The sequence below is a fragment of the Streptomyces sp. NRRL B-24572 genome (genome assembly GCF_002156145.1).
Classification (GTDB): Bacteria; Actinomycetota; Actinomycetes; order Streptomycetales; family Streptomycetaceae; genus Streptomyces; species Streptomyces vietnamensis.
In genome coordinates this window covers 539-1,103 of sequence record NZ_MWIG01000814.1, presented here as the reverse complement: position 1 = coordinate 1,103, position 565 = coordinate 539, and the positions used below count along the sequence as shown (strand labels likewise).

1 pseudogene is annotated in these 565 nt (G+C 71.9%); it reads left to right on the top strand.

Features of this window, described 5'->3' with window-relative positions:
* Positions 1–505, top strand: a pseudogene (locus CCN56_RS36495) (flotillin domain-containing protein); the annotation flags it as partial.
* Between the last annotated feature and the right edge of the window lie 60 nt (positions 506–565).

Sequence of the window (565 nt, the reverse complement as noted above, 5' to 3'; positions counted from 1 at the left end):
GGCCGAGGAGGAGATCGCCGTCGCGCAGCGGACCCTGTACCTGAAGCAGGCCGAGATCAAGGCACAGACCGACGAGGCCGCCGCCCAGGCGAACGCCGCCGGTCCGCTCGCCGAGGCCGCCCGTCAGCAGGACATCCTGAGCGAGCAGGAGAAGGTCGCCGCCCGTCAGGCCGCGCTGACGGACCGCCAGCTCGACACCCAGGTCCGGAAGCCCGCCGACGCCGCCCGCTACCNNCCGCCGAGGCCGAGGCCATGCGGAAGAAGGCCGACGCCTTCGGCCAGTACGGCGACGCAGCCGTCCTGCAGATGCTCGTCGAGGTCCTCCCGCAGGTCGTCGCCAAGGCCGCCGAACCGCTCGCCGCCGTCGACAAGATGACCGTCATCTCCACCGACGGCGCGAGCCGACTGACCCGCACCGTCACCGACAACGTCACCCAGGGCATGGAGCTTCTCACCTCCGCCACCGGTGTCGACCTCGCCGCCCTGCTCCAAGGCATCACCGGTCCCAAGCCGGCCTCGGAGCCCGCACCGGTGAAGGCGAGCGCGCCGGTCGAGATCACCGACT